The sequence below is a fragment of the Vibrio agarivorans genome, assembly GCF_030409635.1.
GTDB lineage: Bacteria > Pseudomonadota > Gammaproteobacteria > Enterobacterales > Vibrionaceae > Vibrio > Vibrio agarivorans.
Genome location: NZ_JAUFQF010000001.1, coordinates 825,281 through 848,867 on the forward strand (window position 1 = coordinate 825,281; position 23,587 = coordinate 848,867).

The 23,587-nt window shown below is 42.2% G+C and carries 20 protein-coding genes and 1 pseudogene; 7 read left to right on the forward strand and 14 right to left on the reverse strand.

What is annotated here, in order from left to right; translation table 11 throughout:
- Nucleotides 1-75: 75 nt before the first annotated feature.
- The 5 genes from QWZ05_RS03525 to pduA form a co-directional block, all read right to left on the reverse strand.
- A complete protein-coding gene (locus tag QWZ05_RS03525; RefSeq protein WP_290296576.1) occupies nt 76-903 on the reverse strand; it encodes an MIP/aquaporin family protein in 828 nt (275 codons plus the stop codon).
- Nucleotides 904-918: 15 nt separating this feature from the next.
- Nucleotides 919-1,833 (reverse strand): glycyl-radical enzyme activating protein, encoded by a 915-nt coding sequence (locus QWZ05_RS03530; RefSeq protein WP_290296577.1) that lies wholly within the window; start codon nt 1,831-1,833, stop codon nt 919-921.
- Between the two features lie 87 nt (nt 1,834-1,920).
- Nucleotides 1,921-4,440, reverse strand: a complete 2,520-nt coding sequence (locus QWZ05_RS03535; RefSeq protein WP_290296579.1) for a glycyl radical protein — start codon at nt 4,438-4,440, stop codon at nt 1,921-1,923.
- A 20-nt stretch (nt 4,441-4,460) separates the two neighbouring features.
- Nucleotides 4,461-5,291, reverse strand: coding sequence for a propanediol utilization microcompartment protein PduB (gene pduB, locus QWZ05_RS03540; RefSeq protein WP_290296581.1), 831 nt, complete (start codon nt 5,289-5,291; stop codon nt 4,461-4,463).
- A gap of 12 nt (nt 5,292-5,303) precedes the next feature.
- The gene (gene pduA, locus QWZ05_RS03545) at nt 5,304-5,597 is read right to left on the reverse strand and encodes a propanediol utilization microcompartment protein PduA (protein ID WP_164650344.1); all 294 of its coding nucleotides are present in this window, start codon (nt 5,595-5,597) and stop codon (nt 5,304-5,306) included.
- Nucleotides 5,598-6,149: 552 nt separating this feature from the next.
- On the opposite strand from pduA, the gene QWZ05_RS03550 reads away from it, so the two are divergent.
- The 3 genes and pseudogenes from QWZ05_RS03550 to QWZ05_RS03560 all read left to right on the forward strand — a co-directional run bounded on the left by QWZ05_RS03550 (nt 6,150) and on the right by QWZ05_RS03560 (nt 10,026).
- Complete coding sequence (locus QWZ05_RS03550; RefSeq protein WP_290296584.1) at nt 6,150-7,031, forward strand: PocR ligand-binding domain-containing protein; 882 nt, start codon at nt 6,150-6,152, stop codon at nt 7,029-7,031.
- A 139-nt stretch (nt 7,032-7,170) separates the two neighbouring features.
- Nucleotides 7,171-8,277, forward strand: a pseudogene (locus QWZ05_RS03555) (ISAs1 family transposase).
- Between the two features lie 243 nt (nt 8,278-8,520).
- Entirely contained in the window at nt 8,521-10,026 is a 1,506-nt protein-coding gene (locus QWZ05_RS03560; protein ID WP_290296586.1) for a BNR-4 repeat-containing protein, read from the forward strand.
- 77 nt (nt 10,027-10,103) lie between these two features.
- Here QWZ05_RS03560 and QWZ05_RS03565 read toward each other — a convergent pair whose 3' ends face one another.
- The 3 genes from QWZ05_RS03565 to QWZ05_RS03575 form a co-directional block, all read right to left on the reverse strand.
- Complete coding sequence (locus tag QWZ05_RS03565) at nt 10,104-10,880, reverse strand: SDR family NAD(P)-dependent oxidoreductase (protein WP_290296588.1); 777 nt, start codon at nt 10,878-10,880, stop codon at nt 10,104-10,106.
- A 118-nt stretch (nt 10,881-10,998) separates the two neighbouring features.
- Nucleotides 10,999-12,153: an iron-containing alcohol dehydrogenase gene (locus QWZ05_RS03570; protein ID WP_290296590.1), complete on the reverse strand. Its 1,155-nt coding sequence runs from the start codon at nt 12,151-12,153 to the stop codon at nt 10,999-11,001.
- 139 nt (nt 12,154-12,292) lie between these two features.
- Complete coding sequence (locus QWZ05_RS03575) at nt 12,293-13,108, reverse strand: sulfite exporter TauE/SafE family protein (protein WP_290296592.1); 816 nt, start codon at nt 13,106-13,108, stop codon at nt 12,293-12,295.
- A gap of 150 nt (nt 13,109-13,258) precedes the next feature.
- Here QWZ05_RS03575 and QWZ05_RS03580 point away from each other — a divergent pair, with 150 nt between their 5' ends.
- From QWZ05_RS03580 to QWZ05_RS03590, 4 genes are read left to right on the forward strand one after another with little or no spacing between them, the layout of a single operon-like run.
- The gene (locus tag QWZ05_RS03580; protein ID WP_290296594.1) at nt 13,259-13,888 is read left to right on the forward strand and encodes a Crp/Fnr family transcriptional regulator; all 630 of its coding nucleotides are present in this window, start codon (nt 13,259-13,261) and stop codon (nt 13,886-13,888) included.
- A complete protein-coding gene (locus QWZ05_RS03585) occupies nt 13,885-14,253 on the forward strand; it encodes a YidH family protein (RefSeq protein WP_264876514.1) in 369 nt (122 codons plus the stop codon). The genes QWZ05_RS03580 and QWZ05_RS03585 overlap by 4 nt, the downstream gene beginning before the upstream one ends.
- Nucleotides 14,250-14,519 carry a DUF202 domain-containing protein gene (locus tag QWZ05_RS22285; RefSeq protein ID WP_353958873.1) on the forward strand — a complete coding sequence of 90 codons (270 nt, stop codon included), beginning with the start codon at nt 14,250-14,252 and terminating at the stop codon, nt 14,517-14,519. Before QWZ05_RS03585 ends, QWZ05_RS22285 begins: the two co-directional genes overlap by 4 nt.
- A gap of 8 nt (nt 14,520-14,527) precedes the next feature.
- A complete protein-coding gene (locus QWZ05_RS03590) occupies nt 14,528-15,817 on the forward strand; it encodes an anaerobic sulfatase maturase (RefSeq protein ID WP_290296597.1) in 1,290 nt (429 codons plus the stop codon).
- Between the two features lie 309 nt (nt 15,818-16,126).
- Here the strand turns inward: QWZ05_RS03590 and QWZ05_RS03595 are convergent, their stop codons facing one another.
- The 6 genes from QWZ05_RS03595 to QWZ05_RS03620 form a co-directional block, all read right to left on the reverse strand.
- Nucleotides 16,127-17,500, reverse strand: a complete 1,374-nt coding sequence (locus QWZ05_RS03595; protein WP_290296599.1) for a sulfatase family protein — start codon at nt 17,498-17,500, stop codon at nt 16,127-16,129.
- A 47-nt stretch (nt 17,501-17,547) separates the two neighbouring features.
- Nucleotides 17,548-17,862 carry an L-rhamnose mutarotase gene (gene rhaM, locus QWZ05_RS03600; RefSeq protein WP_264876517.1) on the reverse strand — a complete coding sequence of 105 codons (315 nt, stop codon included), beginning with the start codon at nt 17,860-17,862 and terminating at the stop codon, nt 17,548-17,550.
- 11 nt (nt 17,863-17,873) lie between these two features.
- Nucleotides 17,874-18,686 (reverse strand): rhamnulose-1-phosphate aldolase, encoded by an 813-nt coding sequence (gene rhaD / locus QWZ05_RS03605; RefSeq protein ID WP_264876518.1) that lies wholly within the window; start codon nt 18,684-18,686, stop codon nt 17,874-17,876.
- Complete coding sequence (locus QWZ05_RS03610; protein ID WP_290296603.1) at nt 18,686-19,951, reverse strand: L-rhamnose isomerase; 1,266 nt, start codon at nt 19,949-19,951, stop codon at nt 18,686-18,688. The genes rhaD and QWZ05_RS03610 overlap by 1 nt, the downstream gene beginning before the upstream one ends.
- A gap of 12 nt (nt 19,952-19,963) precedes the next feature.
- Nucleotides 19,964-21,337, reverse strand: a complete 1,374-nt coding sequence (gene rhaB, locus QWZ05_RS03615) for a rhamnulokinase (protein ID WP_290296604.1) — start codon at nt 21,335-21,337, stop codon at nt 19,964-19,966.
- Between the two features lie 542 nt (nt 21,338-21,879).
- Nucleotides 21,880-23,556, reverse strand: coding sequence for a GH39 family glycosyl hydrolase (locus QWZ05_RS03620; protein ID WP_290296606.1), 1,677 nt, complete (start codon nt 23,554-23,556; stop codon nt 21,880-21,882).
- Between the last annotated feature and the right edge of the window lie 31 nt (nt 23,557-23,587).

Consider the following 23,587-nt stretch of genomic DNA (forward strand, 5'->3'; position numbering starts at 1 on the left):
TATTACTTGTTTATTTTTCATCGAGCAGTGGGGTCAGGTTGGGTAGGAATACCGCCTACCCAACACAGTGCTTTTTTATGCTGTATCGACTTGTTCATTGTCTGATACAGGAGTGTCGTCTGTTTTTTCTGCAGGTTTGCAGGAATACAATGCTGCACCAGCACAGGCACCAAGGATTGGAGCGACGATTGGGATGATGAAATATGGAATAGCATGACCGCCCGTAAAGGCAATCCCACCCCAACCACTCATTGCGGTGAATACCTTTGGACCAAGGTCACGTGCTGGATTCATAGCAAACCCGGTTAAAGGTGCAGTTGCGGCTCCAATAACAGCGACCAACAAGCCAATAAGCAACGGGGCTAATGGCCCTCGAGGTAAACCATTTCCATCATCAGTGAGTGCCATAATCAACAGCATCAATATTGCAGTGATAACAAACTCAACGATGGCTGCTTGGAAGATACTGATATCAGCATGAGGATAAGTACTGAAAAGACTCGCCAGGCCCAAACTCTCTTGACTGCCTCGAGTAATCCCATTGGCCATTTCGTAGACATCAAATAGATTGTGATAGATGAGAAAAGCCAAGCCTGCTCCTGCAAACGCGCCTGCGGTTTGAGCTGCGATATAGGGCAAGACCTTTTTTTTATCAAAATTGGCAAAGCGCCAAAGAGCAATCGTAACGGCAGGGTTAAGATGTGCGCCGGAAACACCAGCACTTAGGTATATCCCAAGCGCAAAAGCGACACCCCAGACGATACAGATTTCCCAAAGGCTGAAGTTCATACCAGCGACGACTGACGCCGCTAGGCAACTGACGCCGAAGAAAATGACGATACCCAGCCCCAAGAACTCAGAGACACATTGGTGAAATAGTGTTTTATCTTTAAGTAGACTCATCTTCGTTTCCTTTATTTACCCACCAATGACACACTCGATACCAACTGATTCCACAATCTCTTTATATCTATTTACTTCTTTGTTTGGCGGGGTATTAAATCCATCGCAATAATAATCAACACCTAATAAATTATATTTACTTTGACCAAAATTATGATAAGGAAGCAAGTGCAATCTCGCTACGTTATCCATATGAGTTGCAAACATTGCGATTGCTCTAACGCTTTGCTCGTCACTATTAAAGTTCGGTATTAGTGGAACTCTGACGGAGACTTGTTTCGCTAATTTGGAGATAGTTAAAGCATTTGCAAGAACAACATCATTTGGCAAGCCAGTATATTTTTCATGTTGAACTCGATAGAAGGTTTTAATATCAAGAAGAACCACATCCAATAAAGGGATGATTCGGTTTAATACATCAGTGCTCGCAATACCTGTTGTTTCCATTGCGGTGTGAAGGCCACGACTTTTCGCCTCTTTAAGTAGAGCTTCGACAAAATCTGGCTGAGCTAGCGGCTCTCCTCCCGAAAGGGTCAATCCACCATTGGAACGACGATAATGAACTTCATCTTTGCACACCTCATCAAGCACTTCTTTCACTGTCATTGTTTTACCTGACAGCGTTAGTGCCCCTGTTGGACAGATTTCTGTGCAAGTGCCACAACCAACGCATTTTTGGTGATCAATACGACTATACCTTTCCAAGCTAATCGCTTGTTGCGGGCAAGATGCAGCGCATTTACCACAACCAATACACTTTTCTTTTTCAAAAAATACCGATGGCTTAAATTTTTGTGACTCTGGGTTACTGCACCACTTACAAGATAAATAACACCCTTTTAGAAACACGATCGTTCTTATTCCTGGACCATCGTGTAACGAAAATTTTTGGATATTAAATACAGTACCTTGAGTGTGACTATCTAACATAGGATAACCTTCTAGAACTTGATTTTAGACGCCTCCACATACAGACATATTTCGAAGCATTCAGCCTGCATGTGGAGTATTGAGGGTTTAAAACATATGTTCTGTACGCTCAATAATGTCGTCTTGGATACTCTTATCCAAAGAGATGAACTGTGCACTGTAACCAGCGATACGAATCACGAGATCACGGTAGTTGTCTGGCTCTTCCTGAGCTTTGACTAAGGTATCTCGGTTAACCACATTAAACTGTACGTGCATGCCCTTATGGTCAAAGTAACTTCGGATAAGCGCACCCATGTTGCTTAGACCTGACTCTCCCTGCAGTGCAGAGGGGTGGAACTTCTGATTGTATAAAGTACCGTTTGACGCGAGGAAGTGGTCCAATTTTGCAACAGAGTTCGTTGCTGCCGTTGGGCCACTGCGGTCCATACCACGGCTTGGAGACACGCCATCAGCCAAAGGCTCACCCGCCATACGTCCATCCGGTGTCGCACCAACAGCCGTACCCATAAGCACATTAATAGAGGCAGGATAGAGACCCGCTTGGAACGAACCTCCACGAGGGTTGGTGTATTTTTCAACCTCACGACAATAGATAGCTGAACCCTCTCGTGTGAGCAAGTCCACTTCATCAATGTCGTTACCAAATTTAGGCGCATCAATCAACATTTGGCGCACAGAGGTTGAGTTTCTATTTTGTGTCAACGCGACAACATCACGCTTAATTGCATCTTTATTGATGAGCGAAGCTGTTGTGGTTTCGGCCAGCACTTTCTTAACGGCATCCATAACCATGTCGTATGCTGGGTCGTCGTTAGCAGACGACACTGGTAGGCTGTCACCTTCAAAGTTACTATCAAGCGCTTGTTTCAATTGCGCCAAAGAAAGCTTACCCTCATCAAAAATGAGTTTCTTAATAGCAGCCATTGAATCACCAACGTTCGCTGCTCCAACCCCTTGCGGTCCACTAAAGTTATAGTGTGCACCACCTTCTTGCAGTGATTTACCATCCCCTATGCAGTCATCAACCATACATGACAAGAACGGCAATGGAGCACGCTCAGCGTGTGCAATGTCTACACAGTTATCTGCTGTGATTAAGTGGAATACGAAATATTCAGCTTGCTTGCGGTAGGCTTCCATCACAGCGTCAAAAGACTTAAATTCTGTCAATTGAGGGGTTACTGGACCTAATTGTTGACCTGATACCTGACCTCCATTAAGTGAAATTTCTAATAGCTTTCCTAAGTTGAAGAAAGCAGAGTCATGCCACCCTTCCGTCTTACCAGGGCATTGAGGCTCAACACAACCGATAATCCCATATTGGCGTGCATCTTGTAGTGTTAGACCACGGTTGACTAATGCAGTGACAATCACTTCATCGTTATAGAACGCCGGAACACCAAGACCTAAGCGGCTTAGCTCACACGCTTTAAGTAAGAACTGATCGGGCGTTTTTGACCAAACACGTACAGAGAACGAAGGTTGAGGTAAACGAACGTGTGCTGTGGCTTCCATACACATATACGACAAGGTATTCGTCGAATCTTCACCCTTGCTATCCTGACCACCCACAATCAGGTTTTGGAACATCGGATAACCACCAAACGCATTGGTTGAAACCTCATCACGCACTTTGTTGATGTCATTCAATTTCACCCAGATACAATCAATGAGCTCTTGAGCATCCTCTGACGAGATCTGCTTGTCCATCTCGAAGTATGGGTTCATGTATTGGTCAAAGCGCGTAGGTGAAATCGAGTGACCATTTGACTCCAAACCAATCATTAGGTGAACAAACCAGAATGACTGACATGCTTCATAGAAATTTGTTGCGCCCTGCTCTGGCACGCGACGGCAAGTTTCAGCAATTTTTAACAGTTCGGCTTTACGAGTACCAACCGCTGATTGCGCCAACTCTTCAGCTTTAACTGCATAACGGTGAGCAAACTGAATAGCAGCATTACAAGAGATAATCACCCCTTTGTAGAACTGCTCCTGCTTAATGTAGTTAGGGTCAGTTTTGTCCGCCGCAATCATATGTTCCGCAACTTCTTTGATGATGCCTTGGTAGCCAACTTTCAGTACCTTGGCATAGTCGACAGAAATATGACCAACACCATTCATGTAGTAGTTGCCGACGGTGAATACACCTGCATCCATACATGCCTGAGTTTCATTAGACATATAAGATGTGGCTAATTCACTCGTTGTTTTTCCTTGCCAGTAGGGGAAAACCTCACGAAGTTGCTGTTTTGACTGCTCCGAAATTTGGAAAGAGTCACCACTGCGCTGACCAACACGCTCAAATTCATCTTGAATCCATGTATTGGAAAACTCGGGATAGATCTGCGAAGAACGTGGCTCGATGGTTGCACTGCCGACCACTAGTTCACCATCACGGATCACAACAGGTAGCTCTAATAAAATACGCTCGAATGCCTTAGCACGGCGAATGATCGCTGGTTGACCTTCCGTTTCTTTATATGAAGCAGTAATCGACATTGCTCGTGCGGTTTCAATACATGGTACCGCATCTAAAATTTGATTTCGTAGTGACTCTACACGGTTGGTAGGCTCACTAAATCCTTGGGATACAGGTTTCATTGTTTTTATCCTTCTACGGCCTAGATATAAGGTTTCGTCGCTGATGGGGCTGGGCCTGCCATGGTTTCAAGCAAACTCACACCGGTGTCTCTCGCGGTTGAAACCGCTTGTCGCACCGCTCCAGAGTCACCGGAGATAACCAAAATAGCTTCATTAGAGAAGCTTGTGCCGTTCGAAGGTGAGCTGTACGCTACGGTGTTGACATTGGCCGCTTTCAAGGCACTGTCTGCCATCAACACACCAATTGATGCTGGAGCACCAACGATGACACCGCAAGCACGACCTAAAGGTGCACCAAACGCTTTCTCTAACGCATAACTGGCACGAGCACTGTATTGAAGTTCGATATGCCCAGCATCATTGGCATAAACATCACCAAATGTTCTATCCAACTGGCTTAATGCAACCTCTACCGCTCGCTTGACATCAGAGACATCAGAGCCACCAAAAATAATCAGTGAACCGTGACCTGCTCCACCCTTGGTATCGCGAGCTAGCTCGATTTTTACCACTTCTGTATTGGTTGCTTTTACCGCTTCATCTGCAGCTAGAATATGAGGTCCAGCACCTGTTCGAGCACCTAAAATGCCAATTGAGCGATATTTCTTATCGAGATCCATCACGTCTAAAAGCTGGTTGTCGACATTAGCAATCACAAGTCCAATGGTGTCGCCAATCGCTGTACCTACAAACTCTGTCATCGCACTTTTTTTTGTGCCTCTGGAATAGCCTGGAACAACATCCGGAACAACGTTGGCCGTTTCGACCGGAACCATCACCGTTTCCCCGTGTTCACCAACTTTCTCCAACACATCAGAGATAATTTGATCTACTGTCGTAATTGTCGTCATAGCGCATCTTCCTTAAGCAACGGTTGCAGGAAGAGCAGCAGGTAAAACAGCTTCAACATCAGTATGTGGACGAGGAATAACGTGAGTAGCAATCACCTCACCAACATTACTCGCAGCACAAGCACCTGCATCGGTTGCGGCTTTAACAGCGCCAACATCACCACGCACAACCACAGTAATTAATCCTGAACCGATTTTTTCGTATCCAACTAATTGAACATTTGCTGATTTGACCATTGTGTCAGCTGCTTCAATTGCTGCTGTCAAACCACGTGTTTCTACCATTCCTAACGCTTCTTGTTGCATGAAATTCACCTCGTCTCAGTAATTAATAAACAGCTTTATATCAATAACCAAGCTTGCTCTAGAACGCATGAAATAATAGAACCATCATCAATAGAGTTATTTCATAGCAATGTCAGGACCGACATAACCTTTCGCTTGGTTAGAGGTAATATTAGCGATAACCAATCAAACAATGTTGCTCTCCCCACAAAATAAAAAACAATAATCTATTGTTAATGAGCAATTATTTTTCATTTACAAAGCACCTACACCGTCCGACATGGCGTTATTGATAGCAATTTATTGCCAATCTAAATATCTTAAAAACATCTACTATGTTAATTAGATCAAATTTAAAATCAATTAGGAAACGTTTGTTAATATTTTCATCTGGAAAATAAAACTTCATTGCTATAGAAAAGCAATAAAGTTATATAGTATCAATGGTGATAACAGATTTATTGTCATCACGATTTAAAGATGAGTCACAAGTCAAACATTTCAATCAATGTCAGTGTTAAAGTTTCTTGGGCCTATCACAGCTCCAAACAAACATGTACTAAGGAGAACAAGATGATATCGAGTGATGCAATCAAAGAGATCGCTTATGACTTTGCTATGGCTACTGGGTTTGCAGTGCTTGTCGTCGATCTTGATGGGAACGAGATATCACCACGATTCAACTTTACGCCTTTATGTAAGCATGTAAGAACGAAAGATGCACTGTTTGAGATTTGCAAACGATGTGACAGAGTGGGAGGACTCACCGCGCTGCAACAAAAAGAAACGACATTCTATCGATGCCACATGGGGTTAGTGGACTTTTCAATTCCCTTGATTGTTGGAGGTAGCCTACTCGGTTTTGTGCAATGCGGACAAGCGAAAATCGCTGACGCACAGCAGATTCCGGTCATCACTCAACATAAACACGACTGGCAACACAGCAACGAGATCCAGCGTATGTACGATGACCTACCTAACGTTCGTTTACAAAAGATGCAGTCATCATCTAGCATTTTAAAAGCACTAATTGATAATTACCTTCCCAGTAAACTTATCACCGATCCTGAACTTGCCAGTAGCGAAGCCTCCATTGCTCGTCCGTCATCAAAAAACCAATTGCGTATAGAGCAATCCATTGAATTTATTGAAAGAAACTTGTCAGCACCACTCACTCTAGATTGTGTCGCTCACCATGTTGACTTGAGCCCATTCTATTTTAGCCGTTTGTTTAAGGACCACCTTCAGGTTGGTTTTAACCACTACCTCAATAAGCAGAGAATCTCAAAATCGAAGCAACTACTCGCCAACAACAACAAGCCTATCAGTGACATTGCACGAAGTGTTGGTTTTAACAACACCAGTTACTTTATTCGCCAGTTTAAGAAGCAGTGTGAACTAACACCTTTAGAATTTAGGCACAACAACTCAACGCTTCCTTCAAAGATTTTTTAGTCTATCTCCATCAAGTTAATCATCACACACCACGCTAAGCACCCAGGGTGAGATCGTGAACGTTTTTTAATCAAAACCACGATCGATTTGACGATCACATTTAGCTGTGATCATATACTCCCCTTTTAGGGAGAGCATTATGCACATTGACCACTTCAAAGAACATTTTCAAACGATTATCGACCAACGCCAAAGTGCAAAGGTCACATATTGCCTGTTTGATGTCCTTTTTGGCTCGCTATGTGCGGTAATTGCAGGCGCGAAAGGCTGGTTTGATATTCGTGAGTACATTCTCGGCCATCATGATTGGTTTAAGCGTAATGATTTGTTTTTGAATGGCATTCCTGCAGATGACACGATTGCTCGTATCATTTCTACTATTGAACCTGAGCAATTTCATGAGTGTTTCGTTAATTGGATGTCGTCAATACATACTCTTACCGAAGGTCAAGTGATTGCGATGGATGGCAAGACACTTCGCGGCTCATATAATCGTGAAGACAGGGCGAGCACCATTCATATGGCCAGCGCCTATGCGTCGTCAAACAAGCTCGTACTGGGACAGCTAAAAACCGAACAAAAAAGTAATGAAATTACAGCGATCCCTGAACTGATTAAGATGCTCGATATCAAGGGACCCCTAGTAACCATTGATGCTATGGCCTGCCAAACCAAAATTGCTAAAGCCATTGTAGAGCAAGGTGGAGACTACTTGCTTGCTGTAAAGAACAACCAAGGAAAACTCCGACAAGCAATAGAAAAGGCATTCTCTTCTCAGCGAGCCAATGTAGCTGATGACATCTCTCTTGAGCAAGGGCATGGCCGTATAGAGTCTCGCTAATGCTATGTCCTTGATAGTAAAAACTTGAAGGTAACTTTGCTCGCTGGAAAGGCTTAAAGAGCATTGTAATGGTTGAAAACTTTCGCCTTGAGAAAGGTAAATCTGTCGACCTAGAGTACCGTTATTACATCAGCTCCAAAGAGCTGAGTGCAGAGCAAGCTGCGATGGCAGTCAGAGAGCATTGGGGCATAGAGTCAATGCACTGGGTGCTTGATGTCACCATGAATGAAGATGCGTGCCAGATATACAAAGAACCTATCATGCCTACGTCATATGAGTTTAAACATGCTCCGAGAAGAGCCAACCAAACTAAGCATAGTAGGGAAACAAAAGCGATGTATGATGAATACGTCCATGCTAGAGGCGGTATTAAATGCAGGTTTCAGTCAAGTGGTGAAAAACTAGACACTCATGCGGTCGCCCTGGCTAAGCACCGTCGTCAACTGACACATTAGGCATTGCTAATGTATACGCTACCACTTCTAGCCAACCCGACAGAACACGCTAGGCAAAATATGTTCGATAGTGAAGCAACATAAGACATTTTCATTTAAACCTATGATTTGTAGAATTAATTTAAACTTGATGGTTGATACGTGACTGTTAGTTTTTCCATAGTGAAATGAAACAAACCTCACAGGTAAAATAATGAAAAAAATAAATAACGCTTTGCGTAAAAATGTTTTGATCGGCTCAATGTTATTGATGCCAATGGGAATGGTTAATGCATCTGTAGTATTAGAAAGTGAAGTGCAAATAACTCAAGGTGCGTTGCATTTTGATGGTAAAAAAGTGGCTCGCTTTGCTGAAGATAACGGAACTGAAACTTATGACTACTTCTTCGGGCCTCATATCTCAGCGCATGGCGATAGTATAAAGAAATATAAAGACTACATATTCCTTACTTGGTACAAAGGCGGCAAACAAAATCGAGAGGTGATGCTTTCTCGTTACAATACAAAAACTGGCACAATAAAAACCATTGAGTTTCCACATCGCCACACCGGCTTCCTGGGTCAAAGACATATCGGTGAATCACATAACTACATTTCCGTCGCGATTAGCCCTATCGATGGTACTATTCATATGCTCTATGATATGCATGCCTATGGAACTGATCGTCCTGCTGATGGGAGCTTTAGCAATGACTATTTCCGTTACTCATACACAGTTCCTGGTGCTGCAGATGTATCAGATGATGAGTTCACGTTAGATAAGTTTATTAAAGATACCTCACCTGTAGCTGAAGGTCCTGACGATTATAAGCACCTCAGCTTGACTGGTGAAATCGATTACGACAACTACTCTGGATTAACATACCCAACATTCTTTACTAATGCTGACGGTACCTTGTTGGTATATATGAGAAAGGGCGGCAATAATAACGGGGGGTACGTTTTCTCACACTATAATGCCGATGAAAGTAAGTGGACAGAATGGAACCAATTCAATGTACTTGACGCAAAGTCACACGGCAATGACTATAATTGGGGCCTTTACGGCAGCATGAAATATGTCAACGATAAGCTTAGAGTTGGCTTCCAGCAACGTGCTAAACGTGATGACAAATACGTGTACCAAAACGGTGTATTTTATGCCTACTCAGACCACCCAAGTGGCGAAGGTAACTGGAAAAACCACAAAGGGGAAAGCATGTCTTTTCCTCTAATCAATACTGATGAAATTAAGGTATTTGAGCCAGGTGACTATATCTCTCACACCGAACAAGATTCAGTTCATATCGTCCAGAACTTCGACTGGACTGTAACAGAAAAAGGTGACATTCATATCATTAGTCGCGTTAAATCTAGAGACAACAAACGCCCAGATTTTGAGATGGTTCACCTTCATTCGTATAAACCTGCTGGTGCGCAAGACTTTATCATCAGTGATGACTTTGCTGGTGCAACCAACATTCATACCGCTGGGGATGATATTTATATCATTGGCTTAAATAAACAAGGTCGACCTTACGTTGAAAAAGCGAAAGGCGGTACAAATGACTTCGAGAGAGTTTATGAGGCTGACTCAGGCAAGCAGTTTAGTCACGGTAAAGTTCACATTAAAGATGGCAAGTTATATTACTACTTAATGGAGCGTTCTGAAGGCACGTCTCGCCCACTTCATCTACAAGTGATTGATCTAGACATCTAAGTTTATTTCCTAAGCCAGTCAGGTGTTACAACCCGACTGGCTTTTTTATCATTCTTTAAATCTAATCTTGTCAAGAATTACGACATGTATTGCCCGCCATTGATATGCAGGATCTGCCCTGTCACATAACCAGACATAATATGTGAAGCAAGGTAACCAAATGTTGGCGCCATCTCATCTGCCGTGCCCAACCGCCCCATTGGAATCCCTTTACTCATTCGTTCTTTATCAGCATCATTTTTGTCTGCATGAAATGCAGTATCAACCGTACCTGGTGCAATAATATTAAAACGCACATTATCCTTAGCATAGTTCTTTGCCCAAGAACGGTTCACTGTATGCAACCAGGCTTTTGATGCGGCGTAAAGTGATGCTCCAGGGCCACCACCAGAATACGCAGCGATTGAACCAACACTAATCACTGATGCAGACCAGTCACTTGTTGAAGCCGATGTTTTCAGGTGTGGCAAACACAAACGAACCATATCCATAGCTGAACGCATGTTTAGGTACGCAACATCATCAAAAAATTCAGCATCAATGTCTTCTAATTGCTTCCTATCAACCAAACCGCCAACATTATTAATTAGAACATCAATACCGCCATGCTGGTCAACAAACATAGCCACAAATTCTTCGCAGGCTTCAGCATTAGAAAAATCGACCTGATAAAATTGAGCTCGTCCACCCAGGGACTCTATCTCAGCAATTGTTTGTTCAATGTTGTCGTGAGGTCGATATGAGGTCAATGTGACTAATGCACCACTAGAAGCGAGAAATTTTGCCGCTGAAAGACCGATTCCACTGGTTGATCCTGTAATAATGATGCGTTTATCTTTTAAATCACTGAACATTTTATAACCCCTGTAAAAACAAAAAAACACCATATCACAAAATTGAAATGGTGTTTTATTAAATTTTTGAATGAATACTCAAAGCCGTTAGTCACTCATAGAGTGAGCTAACAGATCATTATGCTCCTAAAGACTCAACGTACAGATTAAGTACATCATCTGCAGTCATCGCTACTGGATTACCACCAGCACATGGATCCGCTAGCGCGCTCTCTACCCACGATTCAAGATCCTGCTTAGTCACACCAAACTCTGCGAAACCTTTCGGAATGCCGACTCTTTCACTCAGTTCACGAATAGCTCTAACAGCCTCTAAGCTCGCTTGCTCTTGCGACAAACCTTCTGTTTTGCACCCCAAAGCCGATGCCAAATTAGCAAACTTTTCTACACGGTGAGGTCGGTTGAACTCACATACAATCGGTAACAAAATCGCATTACAAACACCATGTGGAAGGTTTTTGTGTGCACCTGCTGGGTGTGCCATAGCATGTACCATCCCCAAACCAGCACTGTTGAATGCCATACCTGCTAAGAACTGCCCTAGCGCCATCATTTCTCGAGCTTCGAAGTTTGAACCATCTTCCACCGTGTGTGGGAGGTATTTACTAATAACACGAACAGATTCTAATGCTGAATGGTCAGTTAAAGTATGCGCACCAACAGAAACATACGCTTCAATAGCATGAGTGAGAGCATCCATCCCTGTTGCAGCAGTAACGTCTGCTGGCAAACCTAGCATGATTGAAGGATCGTTAACTGAAGCATCTGGAATGATGTTGCTATCGATAATGACACATTTCACTTTATTTTCTTCATCTGTAATTACAGCGTTGCTAGTCACCTCAGCAGCAGTACCAGCAGTCGTATTGATTGCATAAAGAGGTACACCTGGGTTCTTCACATGACCAACACCAGTATAAAGTGTAATTGGTTTTGGGTTTGCTGTTAGAATCTTCACCGCTTTCGCTGTATCAATGGCGCTACCACCACCAAAACCGATAATGTAATCAGCACCTGAAGCCTGAAACGCTTCAAAAGCGCTATTTACAACACTAACTGTCGGATTTGGAACAGTATCCGTAAAACAACTAAAAACGAGTTGATTCTGGTCTAGCTCTTTAAGTAGTGGTTCTAACAAACCTAGCTTTTCTAAAGCTTGGTCAGCGATGATGAATCCATTTCCACTGTTTTTGTTCGCTAAAAGTGCCACGAACTCCTTGATTGCCTCTTCACCAGAAATATTGATTTTTGGAAGTGCTAAAGTAAAAGCCATATCATTTTCCCTAAACAATTATAATTAAAAACTTCAAAATCACGACTTTGAATCATGGACAGACAAAATACAGAACGTTCAAGTTTACAATTAACAACATTTATGTTCTTTACTCGCCGGCCATGATTCAGATTAGAATTTACAATGCGATATAAGAGAATAAACTTACTGATATCACTAACATAGTTGCCAAATAAACATGGCTTTCTGACATGTGTTTCATTAAGTGTGCTGCAACGGGTACACCAACAAATGAACCAACAAAGAATAAAATGGCGGTATGGATATCAGATTGCCCACCGCTTGCATACCCAACGGCAGCAATAGAAGATAAAAACAGGGCGAGAACAACCGAAGAGCCAATCGCCTTTTTAATATCTACATGAAGAATGCTATTCAGAACCGGCAGCAACAATACACCACCACCTACCCCAGTAGAGCCCATTACCGAGCCACAAAACATACCAGACACAATCGCCTTTTTGGGGTTAGGCTTAGCGTCAGTTGGAGCAGTTGAACCACTTTTATTGCTTCTATATTTAGAAAATACCGAAATTAATGACCCAACCATCACGACAGTCACCAACCAAGCAATCGTTGTTTGAGTTACGTCTGAATAAAAGGGGTGATCATTAAAATAAACAACGACTTGGGTAACCATTAAAGTAACCGGGACTGCACCTAAGAACAACAGGATGATCTTGTTCCAAGAGACATTTTTCGCCTTAATATGAAGAAATGAGGCATTAATCTTCACCATTGCAGAAATCATGCTGGCCGTTCCCACAGCAAGAACTGGGGACATCCCACAAAAGAGTTGTAACATTGGGATCAAGAGAACTCCGCCTCCAACACCTGTCAGCCCAAGGCAAAGCCCAAAGATACTTCCAAGTACTAATTTTAGTAGTACGCCATCTGACGCCCACACGCTCATTAACAACTCAAAAACACTCATCCTATCCCTCACCAAAGACCAAACAAAAACATTGTTTCAATAAATGTAATCTACCGTACCATCGTGTTTTTAATTTATGGCTTTGATCATATTTTGGATTATTTATTTCAAGTACAATAACTCTGTAAGTAAGGGAGTTAGAACAAATCAATGAAACCTATATCTCAGTATTCGTTACGCAGTAAGAGCAGTTTGCTAGACGTGAGTAAAAGAGAGGCTGTTTACATCAGCAATGCTGAGTCTTCAGGCTTCTATTACGTAGAGCAAGGATTCATCGGGTTGTACCAAGTTGCTGATACAGGCAAAGAGTCACTTCTCAGACTCTATGGGCCAGGATCTTTTTTTGGGTATCGTTCTCTGTTCACAGGCCAACGTTATCCGGCAACATCTCGGGCAATGGAGGCAAGCAAGATAAGGAAAATCGTCGTTAGGGATTTTGACTGTTTGCAACAATTATCCCCTGAATTGGCTAAGGACTTAGCTATTGAGGTTTGTCAAGAACTCGGCGATGCAGAAAAGCGCCTCGTTCAGTTCAGCGCCTTCAACGCAAAAAATAGGATCATTGACACAATTCATCATTTTTTTACCTACTATCCTCAATATCCTTGGACCTATCGAGAAATCAGTGAATACAGTGCAACTGATGTAACAACGGTCATTCGCTTTTGCAAATCACTCAAAGAGTCCGGTGTCTTGTGTAAGCAACATCGCAAACCCCACCCTTTAGACCTCAGCAGGCTTGACCGCTATCGAATTAAATCAAAGGAAAGTGCTTTGTGAAAAAACTGTACTCTAGAAACAGCAAAAGATGGAGAGATGAAGGCACAGCGCCGGACTATCGTTTTTCGCTCGCTAACGAGCGAACCTACCTCGCTTGGATTAGAACTTCACTTGCGCTGCTCGCTGGGGCAATTGCCTTAGACCAGTTAACACCTGATTTAGCCAACCCAACAATACGCTTGATCATCTCATGTTTTTTATGTCTCTGCTCCGGTTTAGTCGCTATCTATGCTTATCGTCGATGGTCTCTCAACGAGCAGGCGATGCGCCACAATAAGGAACTTCGATACACCTCAAACATGAAACTCATGAGCGCAATACTTTTGATTCTCACCATCACCATTGCCTTGGCTATCACTATATGAATCCGGTCAATGGACTCCAAAAGGAGCGAACGGCTCTTTCTTGGTTGAGAACACAACTTGTTCTGTTTGGCATTGGTATCGTATTGTTCCGATTCGCTCTTGCGCACCCGAGCCCTATCATCTGCGTTACAAGTATTTTCGCTATGCTTATAGCGTGTGCTTGTACGCTATGGCGCTCAGACCTCACCAAACTCCTCGTTTCAATAATAATATGTCTACTAGCATCAACTTACGTCTGGACAATGCTAGGTAAAGTTATTTCATAGGGTAACAAATGAACACAATAACCAACTGTCATGTCATGGCAAAACCATCAGGCTCAGTATGTAACATCGACTGTGAATACTGCTTTTATCTTGAGAAAGAAAAGCTTTATCCAGAAAGACAGAAAAACTGGAGAATGAACGAAGAAACCCTAGAAGTCTTCATTCAACAATACATAGACGCTCAGAGTGGCGACAACGTTCAATTCGCATGGCAAGGCGGAGAGCCGACCTTATTAGGCATCGATTTCTATAAAAAAGTCATCGAGCTTTGTGAAAAATATGGCAGCGACAAAACTATATCACATGCCTTTCAAACCAACGGTATCGTCATCAACGATGAATGGTGCGAACTATTCAAAAACAACAACTTCCTCATTGGTGTCTCTATCGATGGGCCTGAAGACCTTCATGACGCATATAGAACCAATACCAGCGGTCGAGGGACACATGATAAAGTAATCAAAGCGATCAAATTATTGAAGCAACACAACGTCGAGTTCAATACACTCACGGTCGTCAATGACAAGAACGTCAAACACCCCTTAAGAACCTATCAATATCTAAAGAGCATTGGTTCAAACTTTATCCAGTTTATCCCCCTTGTCGAAAGAGAAGCTTCAGATGTCAACAATGAAGATACCTGGTTAGTCACCCCAGACGAAAAACACGGAAAAGTCACCAAGTGGTCCGTCAAACCGGGCGAATACGGTGAATTTCTTAATGAGATATTCGACTATTGGGTAAAAAATGACGTTGGCCAAGTATTCGTTCAGCAGTTCGACGCGACCTTATCGACTTGGGTAGGACAACCAAGTCCAATCTGTGTTTTTGCACCACGATGTGGACATGCTTTTGCTGTTGAAGCCAATGGTGACCTTTACCAGTGTGACCACTATGTCTATCCGGAGTACAAGCTAGGTAACATCCACAGCACTGACATTACAACGATGAATAACAGTGAAGAAGCGATTGAGTTCGGTATGAACAAATCACAGCTACTCAATAGCAAATGCCAGTCTTGCCGTTATCGTTTTGCTTGTCATGGTGGTTGCCCTAAACATCGTTTCTTACCGGGCCCTAACGGAAAATTGGATCACAATTTCTTGTGTGAGGGTTACTATCGCTTTTTTGACCATAGTCAGCATGCTATGGCAATGATGGCGAAACTAATTAAAAATGGCCAGTCACCTGCACTCATTATGCACTACCAAACTGAGCAACAGGCGAATCAAAAGGTTAGCCGCAATGCTTTGTGTCCTTGTGGTAGCGGCAACAAATACAAACGCTGCTGTGCATAAATGAAAAAAGGTCCAAACACATCTTTGTCTTTGGACCTTTTACAGCATTATCGTTGTAATTATCGAAGCGAAGCGTATTTAATCTCTCTTGCTATGTTAATTTGCTGAGATGCCTGTTCGCGAAACTCTGTTTTACGTTTCTTTCTCGTTAACTCACGTAAGCAATTGATTTTTTGGATTCGCTTTCTCGTTTTTTCGTCGCCTTGCACGCTCATAAGAACTCCTTTGCACTTGCCATAGCTTAAGCCCCTACTCTTGTTAAGACTCAAACTATGGCGAATGCCGATGCTAATTTACACTGGGGGAAAATTAAGCTTCTATTATTTCTGGGCGAGTACCCTCAATTCTGTATATCTCGTCCAACAACAGTTGCTTGAGTTTTGCTTTCACATCATTAAGATCGGTGTTTGCAATCAAGTTTTCTAGCTGATTCGGGTCATCAGCAAGGTTATACAAAAACTCTTCTTGATAAACATCACTATCTTTTTCCAATAGACCACTCTGATCTGGCGCAGATACCGAGTAAGTCCACTGCTCAGTACGAATCGCACGACCTACTTGAGATTCACTGATTTGGATAAAGCTCACGTTCTCTTTTGAAGCTTGATCCAGGTACAGATCTTGCAGTGGTTGTCCTTGCATGTAATTTGGAACCTTGATGCCAGCAGCTTTAAGAAGCGTCGGCACGACATCAATAATACTCGCATGGTCATCAATAACCTGACCCGCTTTAGCACGTGGATCATAAATCACAAACGGAATACGGATAGAAGAGTCATGACACGAACGCTTATATTCACCATTTCGGGTCTTGAAGTGCGAACCGTGATCACTTAGATAAACAATAACAGTATTATCGTCTAGTCCCTTGTCCTTAACTGCTTGACGAATTTTACCTACGTTTTCATCCAAGTTATGACAACAACCCAAGTAATCTGGGTACTCTTCTGCCCAATCACCATTAACAAACGGTGCTAGATCACCAGGAACTTTGAAGTCACTCCATTTATCTTTCGAACCGTGAGGGCCTTCATAGGTTTTTCTGTCATTCTGATGATGAGGTTCAAGGTAAGATAAGAACAAGAAGAATGGCTTTTCTTCTTCGAAGTTCTTAATGTAGTCTGTCGTCAAATCAGTTAGGAAGTCTGCGCGATACACATCTTCATCCCAGCTGACTTTATTGCCATCAATATCAAACATATGGCCACCGTAGCCATGCGACGTTCCTTCCAAAATATCCGACGCTACCCAGAAGTCTTTATAGCCACCACGATACTGTTTTGGGATCGCCGTAAAGCAGTTGTCGATCGTCTCACCAGAACTTTCTGTTGGAGCTGCAACAACAAAACCTTCATGAGCAGTATTGTTTGATGCTAAGTGCCACTTGCCGACATAACCAACACTGTATCCTTCATCAGATAAGAAGTGTGCAACTGTTTTTTTGTCTTCAGGCAAAAGAATGTCATTTCTAAAACAGCCTGTCTCTGTAGGATACAGACCCGTCTGCATCGTAGAACGCGTTGGACCGCATACAGGGTTGACGGTAAATGCGTTTTCGAACATCACACCATCACGAGCGAGCTCGTCTAGGTTTGGAGTAACAGGCAACTCTTGACCGTAACAGCCTAAAGTGTCCCAACGCTGTTGGTCACTAAAAATAACAATAATGTTAGGCTTCTTCATAATTTCCTCTTGATACTTTCTGCGTTTCTTCTCTGGTCATCAGATAACTATGCAAGATAGAACATCTCTTGCAGCTCGGTGGACTTAGGGCTCATATCTGGATTCGTATCCATGATATCGTCCATGTACTTCCACCACTTCTGACATGCCTCAGATTTTGAAACGCCGTTCCATTTTTCGACAGATTCTAGCTCCACATACCCAAATAGGCAACCGGTTTCATCGTCTAGAAAAATAGAGTAATTTTTTGCACCTGCGGACTTAAGCTCCTGCACTAACTCAGGAAAAACATTGTCATGGCGCAATTTATATTCTTCAAATTGTCCTTGATTAACTTTTAGCTTAAACGCTTTTCTAATCACTTAACGCCTCCTTAAGCCAAGACTTTCTCATTGAGTTTTACGTTAAATGCAGACTCTAGCTCTTTAAACTCTTGAGGTTGAATCGTCTGACGTTTGCCGCCCATTGCGAGTACTTTCACTAAGATTTCCGCCGCTTTTTCCACTGTGTCCATCAAGCCAAACGCTAAGCTCATGTCTTCAGCTGAGCAGAACGTGCCATGGTGAGCCCAAATCGCAACATCATATTTTTTCATGAGTTCGCTGGTATGCTCAGCAATCGCTTTACCACCAGGAACCATCCAAGGAACAATACCAACACCATCAGGGAACACGACTGGACATTCGGTTGCCATCTCCCATAACTCGCGGGTAAATGTCTCGGCCTCAAGTGGCAAAACAAATGTCAGAGCAATAAGGTTCGTTGTGTGTGAATGCATCACAACACGATGCTGACCACCTGTTACATCAAACTTCACTGAGTGGTTCATTAGGTGAGCTGGTAATTCACTCGTAGGTTTTGCATTATTTTCAAGCCCCCACAATACTTTGTATTGACATCCATCTGGAGAAACTTGAATAACACCCGCGTTTTCTTCAATGCAAACTTCTACATTTCGAAAGTACTTGCCACTGCCTGTTACGATAAAGTACTGATCCGCTAGGTTTGGTACTGCAACACCAATATCGATCCAAGTGTCAGACTCAGAGAAAAATGCGCTTGCTTCTTTCACCTCAGCATCAGTCAGTCGGTAAGACAAGTTACCGCCATTACGTTCATGCCAACCTTTTAGCCATGCATCTTGAGCTGTTTTCTTGAATTCTTTTACGAATGCTAACTGTTCCATTACTGACCTCGCTTAAGCAAAACTTCTTCTTCATAAATCTCAACTGCTCTAAACCAATCTTCGTTCGCAGGAACATCATTGATTTCACAGAAGTAATTCCAAATATCACCGAGTGGATATGTTTTTAGCTCTTCCATCAGAACGAGACGCTGAGTAAAGTCACCTTCGTTTTGTAGCTGAGTCAGTTTTTCATTTGGCATTAGCATCGCTTCTAGTAATGCTTTTTGCATATTGCGTGTACCTAAAACCCAAGCAGCTACACGATTGATGCTCGCATCGAAGAAGTCTAAACCTAGGTAAACTTTGTCCAGGCTGTCAGTACGAACAAGCTCTTTAGCGATTTCCTTCACTTCATCATTGAACGTTACTACGTGATCGCTGTCCCAACGTACCGGGCGAGTTACGTGTAGAGCCAACTCGTCTTGGTAAAGCAACATTGATGAAATCTTGTCAGCAACAGACTCAGTTGGGTGATAGTGACCGTTATCAAGCAAACACAGTTTATTGTTAGCAATCGCGTAACCCATGTAGAACTCATGAGAACCTACTGTGTATGACTCTACACCAATACCGAATACTTTCGATTCAACAGAGTCCTTGTTGTACTTCTCATCAACTTCTACAGCGAAGATTTCGTCTAAAGACTCTTTAAGACGTTGACGAGGCTCGAAACGATTACTTGGTGTATCTTTGTAACCATCTGGAATCCAGATATTAGTTAAACATGTTTGATCTAACTCTTTGCCTAGGTATTCACCAATTTTTCGTGAAGCGATACAGTGTTTTACCCAAAAATCACGCACTTCCTTATTTGGGTGAGAAAGCGTCAAGCCATCACTAGCTTTAGGGTGAGAGAATAGGCTCGGGTTAAAATCTAAACCTAAGCTACGCTCTTTCGCCCATTCAACCCAGCCAGCAAAATGCTCTGGCTTTAATTCATCACGCTCTACCACTTCACCATGAGTTTCTGCGTAAAGTGCGTGAAGGTTAATTTTATGTGTACCAGGAATTAGGCTTAGTGCTTTATCTAAATCAGCACGCAACTCTTGAGCATTTGTTGCTTTACCTGGGTAACTACCTGTCGCAGAAATACCGCCTGACAGTTCATGGCGAGCTTCTTCAAAGCCCGTGACATCGTCACCCTGCCAACAGTGAATAGATACCTTTACACTCTTTAGTTTTTCTAAAACAGCATCAACATCAATTCCCCATTTTGCATATAGAGATTTGCTTAATTCATATCTATCTTTCAAAGTGTTTTCCATGATCATTCCTACTTATATACTATTCTTTACGTAGCTTTTCGCTGTTTCTAAACTATTAATCTCACCCATAGATAACATCTGAACCATGATATTACCCATACCTGTAGCCTCTACTGGACCAACTACAATTTCTTTTCCTGTTTCTTCTGCTATTAATTCATTTAGCAGCTCGTTTTTACTTCCACCACCAATAATATTAATCTTGCTGATTTTTTTGCCTGTAACCTCAACCATTTCATTGATAAATTCTGAATAACATTTAGCCAGACTGCGATAAACACAGATGCAAATCTCACCGATTTCAGTTGGATATTGCTGACCTGTCTCTTTGCAATAATCTACAATTTCTTCGATCATGTTTTCACTAACAAAAAATCGTTCATTATTTACGTCAATAACCGAAGTAAAGTCTCTCGACTCTCGCGCCATTTGAGCCAGTTCTGCGTATGAGAATCTGTAATCAAGGATTCTGGACACTTCTTGAATAATCCATAGGCCCATAATGTTTTTTAAGAAGCGGAATCGTTTGTCGTATCCACCTTCATTGGTAAAGTTGTTATTTCTCGACATATCTGAAACGATAGGCTTTTCTACTTCTTTACCTAATAGTGACCACGTACCGGAACTCAGAATTACCCCTTCCTCTTCGATGTCAAACACGCTAGCAATAAAAGCTGAACCAGTATCATGAGTCGCTGGTAACACCACCTCACAATCAAAACCAATCTTCTGTTTAATGCTGTCTTTGAGACGTCCAATACAGTGTCCTGGGAGTTGAGCCTGACCAAAGATATCGGACTTAACACCTGCAACTTCTAAAAGGTCCTTGTCCCATTGACCGCTATTGACATTGAACATCTGGGTTGTCGTTGCGTTTGAGTACTCATTAACTTTCTTACCAGTGAGTAGAAAGTTAAGGTAGTCAGGAATCATAAGAAAAGAATCAGCGCGTTCTTTATCTTCACGAGCCATTGAACTAAGTTGATATAAAGTATTAAAGCTCATAAACTGGATGCCAGTTTTATTGTAAATCTCTTTACAACCGACCTGTTCAACTATTGATTCCATTATTCCTTTAGTGCGTTCGTCACGATAGGAAACCGTATTACCAATAATATTATCTTGGTTATCCAGTAGAACATAATCAACACCCCAAGTATCAATACCAATGCTCTTGGGGATTTTGTTTAGCTTCGTACACTCTTCAAGACCTAAAAGAATATGTGAAAAAAGTGATTCAAAATCCCAGCAAAGCTGACCATCTTTTTCTGATAACTTATTAGAAAATCTGTAAATCTCTTCGAGAATGATTTTACCGTTATTCAGGTAACCTAATAAATGCCTACCACTAGAGGCACCTATGTCAACGGCTAGAAAATAATTCATAACAACCTCCGATTTGATAATTAAATAATACCGAAAGTCCAATTTTCTAAAATGCCCTAATCTGCCCTAAAGAGTGTCATTTTTTGCAATTGGACAACGCTTTTCATGGAACCACTTCTAGACAACTGTCTCGACTAAAAGCCATGTAGAAATAAGCGAGGAGGTACCAAAACAGGTACTAGAAGCAACACTCTTTTTGACTCTAGGGAATATTGATTTTAGGGGGGGGATGATTCTAGGAGAATGGGTTGTTTAAAAATGGCCTAGTGATGACCGTGGACATGGATAGGCACAAGTTATGACTGAACATTCCTACATCGTAAGAGCGTAAAATTTACAAAATCGTAGTTGGTAATGTGATAGTCGACGTTATATCAATTGGTCATCATCCATAAGAAGGGAGCGCTTTCGAGTAAAAAACGCCCCCCTTTTTTGTCACCTTGAACACAACTTTGTAGCGCAATAAGTCCAACTAGAAAAATAGGGAACATATCTGCGAAAAGAAAGTCACTTTGTGAAGTGCTCCCCTCTACCGATACAGCTTACTTCAGCCATTCAATCTGGTACTTCTGTACGGAAAACGAAGGAATTGTATTCGTAATCTTAATCATACTACCTTCAACACCTTCATCAACAACACTTGAGGTCTTCCACTCACTCCACTTAAGTTCATTCACACCATCATATTTATCTTTGACACTATTAAAGAACTTACGGCCTTCTTCATTCAGCGCGTCATTCACAGGTGCTAGAGTGTGCACGTCATCATTTCTCCATCCTCCCTCACTAGAAGATTGTTGAGATTTCGGAAACTCTGCAAAAAACATCTGCTCTCGGTTATTAGACCGATCGAACTGAGCAACGCGGTATCGATATTTTGTATTTTTAGGTTGATCCACTTTTAGCTCAACTGCGATATTTTCATCATCCTGATAGCTAAAGTCATCTTTGTTAAAGCTAAACATCAAAAGGTCAAAACCAGAATCATCGGCCTTGCGGGTAAAAATACCATCAATGAGGTTACCTTCTGTCTTAGGCTCTCCCTCTACATTGCTTTGGTATAACTCGTTTCCTACCATATCAAAAAGAGCTGACTGAGTGAGTGCTTCTGAGTTATAGGTACCATCTCGCTTTACATTACCCCACTGGAATAAGCGACCGACATTTTTTTCTAACATCATTTTTGAGAACAGAGCAAAAAACGCAGAACCGTGGGAGGATTCAACACTTGAAAATCCTGCACGCTTCATTTTCACAATATATTTGAACTCATGAATTTCAAAACTGGCATCTGAGTTGTAATCTTCATGCTCTAGAATTGGTGCCATGTGATTTTGATAGACCGCATCCATATCCATCTCTTCTGGGTGTGTGACCATCGGATAGTAAGAGATCGCTAAAAAATCATAAGGCACATTGTTCTCTTTGGCCCAACTGACAAAATGAGTGGCGTACGCATCTTCTTTTTCACCGGTATAATCAACATACTGGCTAACAAAAGCGGCTTCCCTAAAGTGAACGCCAATCGCAGCTTCAGGTAACACAGCATGAACTGCCTCTACTGTATTTTCATAGTGATCGAAGAACTCTTGACGAGTTGCAGACCAGTGCTGTGGTCGAGTATCAATCTCTGATCCGACTCTAAATCGCCATGATTCTACTGTTTCTTTGCCATATTTATCGACAAGGTGACCAATAAATGACTGAATGTAGGTATTCCAAGCTTTAGGGTCTTGAGGCGGTAGGCCGTTACCATAGACTCCGACACGGTCTTTCGCTAAGTAATGAACACCATCCGGCTCTTCTACAAAGTTATAGCCCTCTTGGAAAGCCCAAGGAGGATTATCTAAAACAATTTGGAATATATCCCAATCATTTTCAATCCAGTGGTCGATACGACGAGTCGCTGCCTCAAAATTATAGGTAAACTTTTCGCCATCCCATAAATAGGTATCACCAGAAAGGTCTTGGTTATACCAGCCACCGAGCATACGCACCGTGTTTACTTTGGCATTACGGCCAAATCTCGCTGGCTTCTCAACAGGATTACCTCTCTCAGTTCGTACACTCACATCGAAGAAATCATACACTTCACCAATGTGATTACCGGAATCAGTATAATCACTAGAAATAACCTTAATATTATCCGCGTAACTTCCCGCAGACAATGAAACAATCATAGCGGCAAAACATGACCTGAACAAACGATTACTTTTCACTTATCGAACTCCTAAATTACAAATAGACTAC

Bases quoted from the DNA above. Each gene is read 5' to 3' on its own strand.
- QWZ05_RS03525 (WP_290296576.1), bottom strand. From the start codon at position 903: ATGAGTCTACTTAAAGATAAAACACTATTTCACCAATGTGTCTCTGAG.
- QWZ05_RS03530 (WP_290296577.1), bottom strand. From the start codon at position 1,833: ATGTTAGATAGTCACACTCAAGGTACTGTATTTAATATCCAAAAATTT.
- QWZ05_RS03535 (WP_290296579.1), bottom strand. From the start codon at position 4,440: ATGAAACCTGTATCCCAAGGATTTAGTGAGCCTACCAACCGTGTAGAG.
- pduB (WP_290296581.1), bottom strand. From the start codon at position 5,291: ATGACGACAATTACGACAGTAGATCAAATTATCTCTGATGTGTTGGAG.
- pduA (WP_164650344.1), bottom strand. From the start codon at position 5,597: ATGCAACAAGAAGCGTTAGGAATGGTAGAAACACGTGGTTTGACAGCA.
- QWZ05_RS03550 (WP_290296584.1), top strand. From the start codon at position 6,150: ATGATATCGAGTGATGCAATCAAAGAGATCGCTTATGACTTTGCTATG.
- QWZ05_RS03560 (WP_290296586.1), top strand. From the start codon at position 8,521: ATGAAAAAAATAAATAACGCTTTGCGTAAAAATGTTTTGATCGGCTCA.
- QWZ05_RS03565 (WP_290296588.1), bottom strand. From the start codon at position 10,880: ATGTTCAGTGATTTAAAAGATAAACGCATCATTATTACAGGATCAACC.
- QWZ05_RS03570 (WP_290296590.1), bottom strand. From the start codon at position 12,153: ATGGCTTTTACTTTAGCACTTCCAAAAATCAATATTTCTGGTGAAGAG.
- QWZ05_RS03575 (WP_290296592.1), bottom strand. From the start codon at position 13,108: ATGAGTGTTTTTGAGTTGTTAATGAGCGTGTGGGCGTCAGATGGCGTA.
- QWZ05_RS03580 (WP_290296594.1), top strand. From the start codon at position 13,259: ATGAAACCTATATCTCAGTATTCGTTACGCAGTAAGAGCAGTTTGCTA.
- QWZ05_RS22285 (WP_353958873.1), top strand. From the start codon at position 14,250: ATGAATCCGGTCAATGGACTCCAAAAGGAGCGAACGGCTCTTTCTTGG.
- QWZ05_RS03590 (WP_290296597.1), top strand. From the start codon at position 14,528: ATGAACACAATAACCAACTGTCATGTCATGGCAAAACCATCAGGCTCA.
- QWZ05_RS03595 (WP_290296599.1), bottom strand. From the start codon at position 17,500: ATGAAGAAGCCTAACATTATTGTTATTTTTAGTGACCAACAGCGTTGG.
- rhaD (WP_264876518.1), bottom strand. From the start codon at position 18,686: ATGGAACAGTTAGCATTCGTAAAAGAATTCAAGAAAACAGCTCAAGAT.
- QWZ05_RS03610 (WP_290296603.1), bottom strand. From the start codon at position 19,951: ATGGAAAACACTTTGAAAGATAGATATGAATTAAGCAAATCTCTATAT.
- rhaB (WP_290296604.1), bottom strand. From the start codon at position 21,337: ATGAATTATTTTCTAGCCGTTGACATAGGTGCCTCTAGTGGTAGGCAT.